At 36.0% G+C, this 13,006-nt stretch carries 11 protein-coding genes; 7 read left to right on the top strand and 4 right to left on the bottom strand.

The genetic code is table 11. The annotated features are described in order from the left end of the window. The first annotated feature begins 9 nt into the window (after positions 1-9). The 5 genes from HWV59_RS24930 to HWV59_RS24950 all read left to right on the top strand — a co-directional run bounded on the left by HWV59_RS24930 (position 10) and on the right by HWV59_RS24950 (position 5,348). A complete protein-coding gene (locus HWV59_RS24930) occupies positions 10-672 on the top strand; it encodes an AraC family transcriptional regulator (RefSeq protein ID WP_175640647.1) in 663 nt (220 codons plus the stop codon). Positions 673-747: 75 nt separating this feature from the next. Next, complete coding sequence (locus tag HWV59_RS24935; protein WP_175640648.1) at positions 748-1,833, top strand: hypothetical protein; 1,086 nt, start codon at positions 748-750, stop codon at positions 1,831-1,833. Between the two features lie 84 nt (positions 1,834-1,917). Further along, positions 1,918-1,962: an erythromycin resistance leader peptide gene (locus tag HWV59_RS27585; protein ID WP_105980607.1), complete on the top strand. Its 45-nt coding sequence runs from the start codon at positions 1,918-1,920 to the stop codon at positions 1,960-1,962. Between the two features lie 344 nt (positions 1,963-2,306). Next, complete coding sequence (locus tag HWV59_RS24945; RefSeq protein ID WP_175640649.1) at positions 2,307-3,773, top strand: Msr family ABC-F type ribosomal protection protein; 1,467 nt, start codon at positions 2,307-2,309, stop codon at positions 3,771-3,773. Positions 3,774-4,058: 285 nt separating this feature from the next. Next, positions 4,059-5,348, top strand: coding sequence for a Gfo/Idh/MocA family protein (locus HWV59_RS24950; protein ID WP_175640650.1), 1,290 nt, complete (start codon positions 4,059-4,061; stop codon positions 5,346-5,348). 562 nt (positions 5,349-5,910) lie between these two features. Here HWV59_RS24950 and HWV59_RS24955 read toward each other — a convergent pair. Then, complete coding sequence (locus tag HWV59_RS24955) at positions 5,911-7,188, bottom strand: IS110 family RNA-guided transposase (RefSeq protein WP_175640651.1); 1,278 nt, start codon at positions 7,186-7,188, stop codon at positions 5,911-5,913. A 316-nt stretch (positions 7,189-7,504) separates the two neighbouring features. Further along, positions 7,505-8,728 carry an IS110 family RNA-guided transposase gene (locus HWV59_RS24960; RefSeq protein WP_102233240.1) on the bottom strand — a complete coding sequence of 408 codons (1,224 nt, stop codon included), beginning with the start codon at positions 8,726-8,728 and terminating at the stop codon, positions 7,505-7,507. A 420-nt stretch (positions 8,729-9,148) separates the two neighbouring features. Here HWV59_RS24960 and HWV59_RS24965 point away from each other — a divergent pair, with 420 nt between their 5' ends. Next, positions 9,149-10,453 carry an ABC transporter substrate-binding protein gene (locus tag HWV59_RS24965; protein WP_175640652.1) on the top strand — a complete coding sequence of 435 codons (1,305 nt, stop codon included), beginning with the start codon at positions 9,149-9,151 and terminating at the stop codon, positions 10,451-10,453. 413 nt (positions 10,454-10,866) lie between these two features. On the opposite strand, the gene HWV59_RS24970 is transcribed toward HWV59_RS24965, so the two are convergent. Together HWV59_RS24970 and HWV59_RS24975 are read right to left on the bottom strand one after the other, a co-directional pair. Beyond that, positions 10,867-11,322, bottom strand: a complete 456-nt coding sequence (locus HWV59_RS24970) for a hypothetical protein (protein WP_175640653.1) — start codon at positions 11,320-11,322, stop codon at positions 10,867-10,869. 42 nt (positions 11,323-11,364) lie between these two features. Continuing rightward, positions 11,365-12,378, bottom strand: coding sequence for a DUF3231 family protein (locus tag HWV59_RS24975; protein ID WP_175640654.1), 1,014 nt, complete (start codon positions 12,376-12,378; stop codon positions 11,365-11,367). A 366-nt stretch (positions 12,379-12,744) separates the two neighbouring features. Here HWV59_RS24975 and HWV59_RS24980 point away from each other — a divergent pair, with 366 nt between their 5' ends. Continuing rightward, complete coding sequence (locus HWV59_RS24980; RefSeq protein ID WP_175640655.1) at positions 12,745-12,945, top strand: hypothetical protein; 201 nt, start codon at positions 12,745-12,747, stop codon at positions 12,943-12,945. Positions 12,946-13,006 lie beyond the last annotated feature (61 nt).

Below are 13,006 nucleotides of genomic sequence, written 5' to 3' on the forward strand. Positions count from 1 at the left end.
GAAAAAAATATGAAAACGAACACTCTTAATATCGTTAATGGACAGGTTATGTACAATTTTTTCAAAGAGAAGGGATTCCTGAAGGGGGAAAACATTATTTCTTTTAATGAAGCAATGTGCTATGGAAAGACTTCCTCTTCTATTTTCTCAGCTGAGTTTGTTGAAACACGTTCAAAGGTACATAACGTTTCACTTGATCAGTATAAAAACATCACGATCAAAGCATTACAACCGCTATTAAGTAAAAACTTCGATAAATTAGTATTATGGTTTGATGAAGACATGTTCTGCCAAATTAATATACTGACCATTCTTGCCTGGCTAGATCAAATTGATTATCAAATTTCGGTAACACTCGTGTTGGTTGATGATGAGTTCAACCCTATTGATAAACAAATTATTCATCCTAAGGGATACAAGGGAATTTACAAACAAGTACTAATTCAAAAACAAATTCCAGATCGTACGCTTCCTCACTCTTTACAAAAAGGAATACAATTATATGTAAAGTACCTTGACTATGACAGCGACCTTATGATGTATATTCACAAGCATGGGGAATTACCTGAAGAAGAACTATTATTATTACTTCTTGCAAATTTTAAAGAGTATGGTTTAGGAGACACACAATATATTGAGCTAATTAGAGCGAATGTGAAAGGTGAAAAATAGAAACGCCTTGAAAATAGAATAACATGTAGAAGAATTCACAAAATAACAGAAATACATATTGAGGCGGGAAACTGTATGAATTTTGTGATTCAAAAAACAATTAAGCTCTTTGATCAAATTGATAAATATAAAGGACTCCACAATATTTTAGGAATTGGTGATCCTCATGTTGTGAAAATCCAAAATCAATGGGTGATGTTTGTTGGCGGTTTTCAAACAAATTTTAAAAATAATATATTTACTGCTACACTTCCGGTTGGGGAACCGTTAAGCAGTAATAATTGGAGAATCACAACTTGTGAAAATAATGAAAATAAAGCAAAACCGCTCGGAGAAAACTCGCAAAAAGGAAGCTGGGACTATTATGGATTTCACACTCCATGCTATGTTTGTGGAATAGGGAAAGACGGTACAGAAATTGAGAGAGTTTACTATACTGGAAGAGCCTCTAATAAAGTGGTGGATAATCAAGCGCCGTATTCTATCGGAATGTTTGAAAAAACGATGGATGGTTGGGTACGTCATCCGAATCCAATACTAACAGGTACAAAAGATTCTCCTAATGTCCTCGAACCTAAGATCAGATATATAGAAGGAAAGTGGAGAGCTTGGTATGTCACAACAAAGCAAGAGACCGGGAGAAGTGGGTACCCAAACTATACTATGATGTATGCCGAAAGTGACGATGGAATAGATAACTGGTCTAAACCGATCCCATTGTTTTTGGAAGATGAAAATTTTTATGATGCTTCAGTACATAAATCAAACACATATGGCTATGAAATGGCTGTTTGCAGAAGTACCAATTTATATGGACGTTCTCCTTTTCCTATGCAGGGATTATGGTTATTAAAGGGAGATAAACCTAATGGAGATCGGGCGAATTGGTCTAAAACACCACAAATAATTCTTGATGCTAAAAAAGGTGAAAACTGGTACAAAAATGGAATCGGAAGTCCCTGTGGTCATTACGGGGAATCAGAAGATGACGAAAATACCTTATATATGTTTTTCACAGGATTACATAGCGAACGGAATTGGCTTCAAATAGCCAAAAATAATCTTAAAATGAAAAAGCTGCCTCCATTTCCATCCCCGTTTTATTTTACAATCGGAAAAGTGGAATTAACCAAGATATCAGATTTAACGAGGAATCAATAAAATGAAGGATTTTACTTTTGACTTTTTTGAGAAGAGATTTTATAATGATCACTGTACTTCAAAAAATAGGAGGATTATTAAAAAATGACACATTCGATGAGACTACGATTCCCAACTTTGAACCAGTAATTGAATACGTTCAAAGGCTCTGTTCTGTGAACAGGGTAAACGGGATCAGTCTGTCCTTTTTTAATAATCTTCATTTCATATTTCACATGTGTTTTATACGATCAGGTGATCATTCATCCTTTTGATAGTATGAAATGTGTTAATGATGAGAAAGGCGGATCGTTCTGCCTTTCTTTATTTATGCATGTAGCAACCTTCTTTTGTCATCAAAAAGGAAGGTTTATTGCTGATGCTCTCAGGTTATCTTTAACTTAAATAAGGATTGTTCTATATCCCTTTACCCTAAAATCACAGGCAGATTACCTGTGATTTTTTATTTTTTAATAAAGTGGGGGAATAGAGAGATGGAAAAAGTATGTCTTGAATTAGAAAATATAGAACTTTCATTTTTAGATCGATTGGTGTTACAAATCCCAAGGTTAGCTGTGCATCAGTTTGACCGTATCGGTATTGTTGGCAAGAATGGGGCAGGAAAAACTACACTGCTAAAATTGTTGAATGGTCAAATCAAGCCGGACAAAGGTCATATGAAGCAATATGCAAGCTTCGAGTATTTTGATCAATTATCACTTCCAGTTGAAAAAGATGTAGACTTTGAACTAATAGGAAAATTTTCAATCCCTAAAAGAGGAATTGAGCAATTTAGTGGTGGAGAGAAAACAAGGTTGAAATTAGCGCAACTATTTTCAACCTATCATGAAGGGTTGTTAATTGACGAACCAACAACACATCTTGATGAAGAAGGTAAACAATTTTTTATCGACGAACTGACCTATTATTATGGAGCACTTGTGCTTGTAAGTCATGATCGATATATTTTAAATAAACTTGTAACAAAAATTTGGGAAATTGAAGATGGATATGTGACAGAATACACAGGGAACTACTCAGACTACATTTCACAAAAAGAACTGGAACGAAAACAACAACAAGAGCAACACGAGAACTATGTAAAGGAAAAAACAAGATTATTAAAGGCTGCGGATGAAAAAATGAAAAAGGCCGATAAAATAACACAAGCCAATGGGCATATATCGAAAAAGGAAACGAAAGCAAAAGCAAATAAAATGTTTATGACAAAGTCAAAAGACACGAGCCAAAAAGCGGTTCAGCGTGCAGCAAAAGCAATTGAACAGAGGGTTGAACAATTAAAAAGGTTTGAACCTCCAAAGATTGAACAACCTATTCGCTTTCATCAACCACCAGCTCTTAGCATGCACAATAAATATCCGATTATGGGTGAACGGGTCACAATAAAAGCTGGAGAAAGGACACTTCTTCAGGAAGCCAGCTTCCAATTTTCGTTAGGACAAATTATTGTGATTAAAGGAAAAAATGGCTCAGGAAAAACCACTCTTTTACAACATATCTTAAAGCGGGGAGAGGGGATGGTGATTTCTCCTAAAGCGGTAATCGGTGTGTATGAGCAAATGGCCTATCAATTTAGTAAGAGTGAATCAGTACTAGAATATATGAAACAAAGAAGTGACTATGAAGAAAGTAAAATTCGGTCTGTCTTGCATTCTATGAATTTTTCTGGCAATGATTTGAAAAAGGATGTTCAACACTTAAGTGGTGGTGAAGCAATTCGACTTGAATTGTGTCAGTTATTTTTAGGAAGATATAATGTGCTGGTCTTAGATGAACCAACTAACTTTTTAGATGTTTATTGTATTGAAGCATTGGAGAGGTTTTTAAGAGCATATGAAGGTACGGTCATTCTTGTGTCACATGATCATGTGTTTACTGATCGAGTGGCGGATTGCGTTTACGAGATTGATGACCAGCAGTTAGTGTATAAAAAAAGCTAATAAAATAAGAAAAAAATCCAAAGCACCTATCTATTTTCTTATATGGGTAGGTGCTTATTCTTTGATACCTCATTTAGTCTATATTTCTTAGTTTATACAAAGATAGTCTGATTTTTATAGATTTATATCTGATAAGTGTAAGGAAACAGTCCTTAATAACCCTTTATAATGAAGAATATATCATAAAAGTCTTGAGTTTTTCTTAAAAAGATAGCGATTACATGAATAGGGATGAATCTTACTGACTATAAAACATGCTTTTATGAATATTAAGGGGGAATTATGTTGAAAAGGTTTGCAGTGTGTGGTGTTAGTAATAGGGCTATAGATATGTTCATTAAGCCTATATTTAAAACATTCTCTGAAACTTGTCATTTGGTAGGGATGCTTGATTATGATGATAAGCGATTTGACGTATGTCGAAATTTAGTTCCAGAAACAATGGAGATCCCAACCTTTCATAATGGGGAATTCGAACAGATGATTACAGAAACACGACCAGATGTAATTATCGTTGCAAGTAGAGATGACACACATGTGGAATATATTGTAAAGGCTTTAGAGCACGATTTAGATGTTATTACTGAGAAACCAATGGCAACAACAGCAGCAGATTGCCGAAAAATTATGGATGCAGAAGAAAAAAGTAAAGGAACCGTTACGGTTACCTTTAATTATAGATACAATCCATATCATACGAAAATAAAAGAGATGATATTAGAAGGAAAGCTAGGGAAGATAACGTCCGTTGATTTAAACTGGTACATTGACACATACCATGGTTCAAGTTATTTTCAACGATGGAACCGTCAAAGAGAACTATCAGGAGGACTTTCCATTCATAAAAGCTCACACCACTTTGATCTCGTTAATTGGTGGCTTGATCAGAAGCCTGTGGAAGTTTTTTCCTTCGGCGCCAGAAACTATTATGGTGAAGAAAGTCCATTTAATCCAAAGCAGGAAGATGGACGTCATTGCTTTACTTGTGATGTAAGTCCAAATTGCTCTTATTACATGAGATGGAATACAAGAAGCAACAGTGCCAGTGTACAAGATGACCATATAAGCTCTGATATGAAACGCAAAAATGCTTACACAAATTATCGTACAGACCAATGCATCTTTGATTCAACGATTGAAATAGAAGATACGTACACAGCAACCGTTAAATATGACCAAGGAGCTTTACTAAGCTATTCAATTAATTTCTCGTTACCATATGAAGGCTATAGACTTGCGATAAACGGAACAAAGGGCAGAATTGAAACGATGGAATACCATGCTCCATCAAGAGTGCCATTTCCAACTCCTACTCAAGTTATTGATTATTATCCTCTCTTTGGAGCTAAGGAAACAATCCATGTCGTTGAACGTGCAGGTGGACATGGCGGAGGAGACCCAATCATGCAAGAGGACATCTTTTTAGGTGTGGACCCATTTCGTCCTTACAAGATTTTATCAGGAAGTAAAGATGGGGCATATGCAGTTACGACAGGTGAAGCAGTTTGGAAATCAGTTAAACAAAATCGAGCTATTAAAGTAGATGATTTATTAGCATATCAATCGATGACATAATTTGAAGAAACAAAACTCCGTTAAAGGTTAGATGATTAGGATAAAATCTGAACGATCTTTAGGGGAGTCTTTGTCTTTATAAAAGGCTGTTTTCGCATACTTTGTTGTTTTTAATGCAGTTAAAGGTGGAGATTAGTTCGTTCCATTGCGCTCCAGAAACTCGCTTTCCGCGGGGAGGAAGCTGAGCCTCCCTCTAGAAATGTTGGAATATCAACCTTTAAAGCCACTTTCCTGGCTAATAAAATTTTTTTATCCTTAATTATTTAATAAGATTTTCTAAATGTTCAAGAATCTGTAAGGGGAAGCTTACGCTTCGCTAGAGCTAATTGGAAATCATTAACTCTAAAGTGCTTATATGATGCACATTGGATCTCTGCGAATCTTATGATGACGAACCCTCCCATGTCTCTTGGCGTCTAGCGCATACATTCCTTCGTTTGGTCTATTCATAAGGCAGAGGCTGGCGATGCTCCTCGAGGGACTCTTGGTCTAATGGCTCATATTGTGCCGGCTTCTCCGTGTCATCCTCTTGTTTAGATTTCACAAACTACTAAGAAGTAGCTCAAGCTGCCTCTTGGAGGCAATGGAGGTCTCTTATCATAAGACTTGCATTAAAGTGCACACGTTTCACACACAAAGCGTGTAGAATTTTAAGTAACTTCCCACATAATACAACCATGGCTTCTTTCTTCTTCAGCGGATTAACAGTACGAGTTGTGTAGTATTGGTAAAGGGATTTAAATGCTATGTTATGTTGAATCAAAGGAAGAATAACTCTGTATAATATAGCTCTGAGTTTTCTGCTACCCCTTTTTGAGATTTTCTTTTGACCTTTATGTTTGCCTGAAGAGTTTTCCCTAAGTGTGAGTCCCGCTAATTTAATTAGTTGGCGTGGATGCTCATAATGGCTAAGGGAACCAATCTCAGAGAGTAATTCAACTGCTGTATTTTCACCTAAACCAGGAATAGATAAGATATACTCGTAGTCTGTCAATTGCTGTGCGAGTTCAGATAATCTTGAAGATAAAACTTCTAGTTGTTTTGAAAGAGCCTTGAATTGAGAAAGCAATGTTTTTATCTCAAATCGTCCCATTTCTAATCCCTCTGTAAGTCCGATGGACTTGGTGGCTAGCATTTTTAACTTTTGAATCTTAGAAAAAGAAAGACATTGTAGTCCTTCTACATTTTTGTATAGCTGAATCAGTTCTTTATCACTTTTACCATCAAAATCGATTGGTAATGGTGTCATTTCAAGCACAGCGCAAGCGTTCTTCCCAAAACTTTTGAATATGTGCTGAAACTCAGGGAAATAAAGATCTGTCCAACGTATCATGCGGTTTTTAATAGATGTAATATCTTCTTGTAATTTAGACCGAAGGCTCGCTCCGTTTCGAAGTTCTGCTTCTACTCCAGTTAGTATTCGAGAATAAGTGAACCGTCCGTCACGTATTAAGCTAGCGATAACACGAGCGTCTTTTTGGTCGTTTTTGGTTTGAAGGTTATCATCTAATTCTTTCGTTCTATTGCCGTGCATAGGATTTACCAAGACAAATCGAATTTGCTGATCAACCAGATATGCAGCTAAGTTCATCCAATAGTGCCCAGTGGGTTCAAATCCAACTATAACCTCTGATTTTTGATGGAGAGATTGTAGAGACTTGATTCTTTTAACCAGCTGTTCAAAACCGGCATCTGATTGAAAGAACGGAAATGATTTCTCTAACACACGGCCACGATCGTCCATTGCACATGCAAAGTGTTTCTGCTTGGCAATATCGATTCCAATGACCAAAGTAGTTTCAGAAACTTGATTAATTTTGTGATTGGTATTACTATTCATCATATGTCCTCCTGTATGGTGATTGAGTTTCGATTGGGAAGTTGATACTCAAGCATCTTACAAGAGGACTTTTTATTTTGCAAGAACCCTTTAGGATTATAAACAGGAATGCTCCTCGTCTTCGCCTCCGGGGTCTCAGCCTTTCCTCTACTTCCCGCAGGAGTCGAGTGTCTTCCGATCCATTCCACTACCATGAAAATAAACTTCTGTAATTTATAAAAAAAGGCAATACTTAATAAAACGCAGCTCATTCATTTTTTAAATAAGGAGAGTGCGTCTAATCCGTTGATCTACTGTAGAAAATGGACTGGATTGATTAAGATGCTTCAGATTCTTGTAATGTAACTGTGTAGCCTAGACTTTCGAGTCTCCGCAGGGAATGTCGTACAATGGATTGCTCTCTCTGCTTATCAAAGTAGTCTTCGCCTAAGTCTACATACATTTCTTTACGAGTTAAGAGGTAATAAGCTATTCTCAATATGGCATGAGCCACAACTATTCCTGCTCGTTTTCTGCCTTTTCGTGAAGCTGTACGTCTATACAGTTCACCGAGATAGTTTTTAGATCTTCTTACTGAATGAGCTGCTTCTGTTAATGCTGACCTTAAATACTTATTTCCTTTTTTAGTTTTGGCTGATTTCCTTTTTCCAGCACTTTCATTTTGTCCAGGAACTAAGCCTGCCCAGGAACACATATGAGCTGCACTTGGAAATTGTTTCTTAACATCAGTCCCTATTTCTGATAATATTTGTTCAGCCATTCTTGTAGCTATACCAGGAATAGAGTCTAGTCGTTCGACATCTTCCTGATGTGAACTTACTCTTACAGCTACTTCTTTATCTAACATATCGATTTGCTCAGTCAAAAAATCAATATGCTTTAAAATGGTTTTCAACATAAGACGTTGGTGCGAATTGATATATCCTCTAAGTGCGAGCTCCAATTCATCTTTCTTCTTTTTCATTGTACGTCGAGCGAAGTTTGCTAGTTTTTCAGGATCGTCTTCACCATCGGCAATAGCGTTAAGCATATCCCGAGCTGAAACACCCATAACATCTGAAACCACAGAGCCTAGCTTAATGTTTGCACCCTCTAACACCTTTTGTATGCGATTATGTTGTCTAGCACGTTCTTCAATGATACTCCGACGATACCGAACCAGTTCACGGAGTTCCCGTTGGTTCCGATCTGGAATGTAACTGGCTTTTAAAAGTCCATGACGAAGAAGTTTTGCAATCCATTCTGCATCTTTGACATCTGTTTTACGTCCTGGAACTGCCTTCATATGTTGGGCATTGACAACCAAAAACTCAATATCTTCAGCCTCTAGTAAATTCACAATTGGTTTCCAGTAAACACTCGTGCTCTCCATAGCAACATGGGTACAATTATGCTGTTTAATCCAGTCAACCAACTGTAATAGAAATACAGTTTTAGTAGAAAACGTTTGAATCTCCTTTCCTTCTGGTGTCATAATACATGCAGTAATATTGTCCTTGTGAACATCCATACCACATGCTTTTTCAATGACTACATCCATAAAAAACATCCTTTCTACGGCACAAATAATTATTGGAGGCTGGTGCAGCAACCAGAATGGGATTAATCTACCATGTGTGCTTCCCGTAAAGGAGCGACAGTCAGTGGTGCACCGTGGTCGTTGGAGTCAGACTATAGAATGGGCTCTCACGCACCATAGTTTATCGACCTTCCTCTCCCAGCCGTAGAAACAGTATTGACGGTTTATAATCATTTTCATTCTCTGTGGTGAAGCGCTGATTTTTGCGCTTCATGGATGGCTATAGAGTAAAAATAGTAATTTAAAAGCAACAATCACTGCGAAAACAGCCTTGCAAAATAATGGGAGCGCTTTAAAAATGTTAAGGAGGTGATGCTAGTTAAATGCTTATGTACATTTGGGAGTAATTTAAACGGTTTAAACGAACAAGGGGGATGAAGAATGAAAAAGTGGTTGATGGTCGTTTTGTCTGCATTGATGGTATTCACTCTGGCAGCATGTAGCGGTAGTAGTACAACAGGCAAATCTAGTTCAGATTCAAAAGATAGTAAAGAAGATAAAGTCACACTTCGCATCGCTTGGTGGGGTTCTGAACCACGACATGATTACACACTAAAAATGATTGAATTGTATGAAGAACAAAATCCAAACGTAAAAATTCAACCGGAATACGCTAGCTGGGATGATTATTGGAAAAAGCTAGCGCCTCAAGCATCAGCTAATCAGCTTCCAGATATTATCCAAATGGATCTTTCTTACATTACACAGTATTCTAACAACAATCAATTAGCAGATTTAAAACCATTCTTCGGAAAAGAAATTGACACAACAGATCTCAGTCAGGATTTTCTTGATGGAGGAAAAATCGGTGAAAACTATTACGGGCTTAACGGTGGAGTTAACGCGCTTGCTTTCCAATATGATCCTGAACAACTCAAAAAAATTGGTGTAGATAAAATCTCAGAAGATTGGACTTGGGATGATTATCAAGACATGGCGAAAAAAGCAGCTGATGCTGGTTTGCTTTTTGAAAATGGACCAGGAACCGCTCCTGATGTTTCGTTCAATTATTATTTAAGAACAAATGGAAAGAGACTTTACAGTGAAGATGGCACAACATTGGGATATGAAGATGACAAACTATTTACAGACTTCTTTTCAATGTATGCTGATTTAGTAAAAGCAAAAGCCGTCCAATCACCTGATGCAAGTGCCCAAGTGAAGGGGCTTGAAGATGATCCTGTTGTAAAACAACAATCGATCGGCCTAATTCAATGGTCCAACCAGTTTATCGGTATTCAAGAAGCTGCAAACCGTCCACTTGAAATGGTTGGCTTGCCGGGACCAAATGCAGATCAAGGACTATTCCTAAAACCAGGCTTGTTCTGGTCAGTTGCCAATAGCTCTAAACATAAAGAGGAAGCCGCTAAATTCATTAATTTCTTAACAAACGATATTGAAGCAAATAAATTAATGCTTGGTGACCGTGGTGTTCCAGGATCTCCAAAAGTCCAGGAAGCATTATTACCATTGTTATCACCTGCACAAAAGCAAGTATTCAACTATGTAGCTTGGGCAGGAGAAAATAGTTCACCATATAATGGCCCAGATCCAACCAAAGCAGCAGAAGTAATCAATCTATTAAAGAACACAGCTGATCAAATAGCATATGGAGTTCTAAAGCCGGAGGAAGCAGCCAAACAGTTTAGACAACAGGCGGAGAGTATATTGGCTCAAGGTAAATAACTTTTAGTATACAGATAGCTGATCATTATTGATCAGCTATTTGAGTTTTTAGAGGGGTTTTTGTACCTATTGCTAATTCAGAGTAATGATATAGTAAATAGCCTATAAACACAGCTGAATTTGAGTAGTCCAAACGTTTTAGATCCCTGAAAATGTTGGAAACATAGTGTTTTTTTAATAGATTAGGAACAAGAGAAAAGTGTATTAACACTTCTTGAGGAATGAAACACAAGGTCTCTATTCATATCTCTTTTCTTCCGCAAACGGCCAGATTGTGGAGTAACTTTATTTTGCGTAGTAGACTAGATACTGTGCAGTAAGTTAAAAAAGCAATGGAGTTTGAGAAGAGACATTTCATATAAATCAAATGAAAAATCGCCTTTGTTAACGATGTGTTTAAAAGGCGATTTATTTTATGCAATTTGTTTTATTATTTTAAAAATTAAAAAGGCTATAATAAAACCTGGTATCATAAAGAGTATTGGTGAAAACACTGGTCCAAGTAAAATTTCAAATATTTTAATCTTTGAAGAATAGATTAGTCCTATCGTTACGAAATATGCAGCAGTAACAAAAGGCAGAAAGCTGAAGGGAGGAGTTCTACCTTTAGCATCTTTAATTGCATCCCACATAGCAAAAAAGTATAAGCAAGGATAAAACATAAGCCATTGATAATTGGTTTTTTCAATAGCAGTTAAAATATCTCCATGAAAACTAAACATAATCGCTAGGTTAAAGTTCGATTTAACATTCACAATAACCTCCAATATTATAAGGGTAATCCCTTTTATATATTTTCGGTTTAAGAGTTGAGCAAATCCTGGTAATGCTATTGACCATAGTAACTTTTCTTTTTGATCGTTGTTCATTTAGAAGCATCATCTTTCTTCTAGAGTATAAATGTATACACATTATCCTTTTGCTAACCCTTTATGGTTTGGGATTTGTGGAGGCTGTTCTAACCAAGCTTTTTTTATCATTATTTCGACACCATTTTTTGCAAATTGAGCAACTTCTGTTGTTAGGCGAACATAAGAAGTTGCAATATCTGATCTTAAGGAAGCTGCTGAAGAGGTAGCGTAATTTGATATACTTGATGAAATGATTAAAGAAGTATGAAACATAATTAATTTATCAGAAAATGGTGATACTGTTGAATCGGTTACTTCCAAATCCCATGGCATTGGTGATGGAAGGTCATCATCTGTTAAAAGAGTTGTAAAAACTTGCACATGTTTTGTTGCTATTTCCTTCCCTTCTAGACAATAGTTCCGAACTTTTTTAGACTTAGCAACCTGAGCAAAACCTGCCATAAGAGCTTTACCTAAGGAGTTCGTTTCAACATTCGCTTCTATATGAGTAATTTCTATAACATTTAAAGGTCTATTATTGTTAGTTAAATTTAGTATTCCGCCTAAATAACTTTTTTTGTCAACAAAGTCAACATGATCGGGCGTTGTAACATAAGGTGGTCTTACAAATAATCCTTTTGACAATAATGTTTCTGCTGTTTTATTATATAAATCGGTTGAAACTTGAATTGCTTGACTTAGAAATGTACGGACATCAGAATGTGCACTAGTTGCTATGGCTACGCCATAAATAGATAAACCCACTTTAGACATATTTTTTAGATAATATAGATACAAAGAATCGGAAAATAAGCGAGGGGCATTGGGACTAACATCCTCATCAGTAAATCCTATTGGCAATGGTTGGTTATCATTTTGTAGTATTTCTTTACTATAGTTAAAATTTTGAATGGATATATCGAGTGCAAATTGTAAAACTGACTTTATTTCAGGATCATCAACATTGGCTAAAAAATATTTCAATATACAAATTGAAAAACTGTTGTTTTGAAAGCTACTCCAAACCACTGAAATCTCAGATGAGGTTAGCCTTGGATTTTTTTCTTCTCTCATTTAGTAATCCTCCATAGGTATTATTATTAAATAATATCCTCTTGTTATGGACATTTATTCAGTTTTATTAATAGCTGGTAACTTTGCTATCTTCTAATAGGGTATTGAATACAATTACAAAGAAAAGTAGTCTTTGATAAGATACAAATACATAAAGTAATGGGGATACTTATCTTGAAGGAGAAAAACTAATAAAACAAAGTCATTTACTGCACAGTACAAGGATACTATTCAATATAAAAAGGATATTCCACAAACGGGCGCACTTCTTGAGTAAGTGCGTGATTTGAATTACCCCTAATTATAGAATAAAAATATAGAGCTACCGTTATTAACAAATCAAATTATCTTAAAAGGGGAGAGTTTATGGGGAGGTATATTAGCATTTTCTTTTTAACTGTAATGGTAAGCGTAGTTCTCTTTTTTATTTTTGGCTCTGTATTCTTTGGAGGAGGAGATCCTGCAGAGGATGCAGTTTACACATTTGGAACTATAATTGTTATTCTGCTTTCTTTTGTAATTACGCAAATTTACTGCTTTATAAATTTGATTAAAAAGAAATTGTAATTTTCATTTGTTTACTTAATTCAATTCTAGGGCGCTTATCATGAACATGGATACATTTTGA

This window comes from Metabacillus schmidteae (genome assembly GCF_903166545.1).
GTDB classification, from domain to species: domain Bacteria; phylum Bacillota; class Bacilli; order Bacillales; family Bacillaceae; genus Metabacillus; species Metabacillus schmidteae.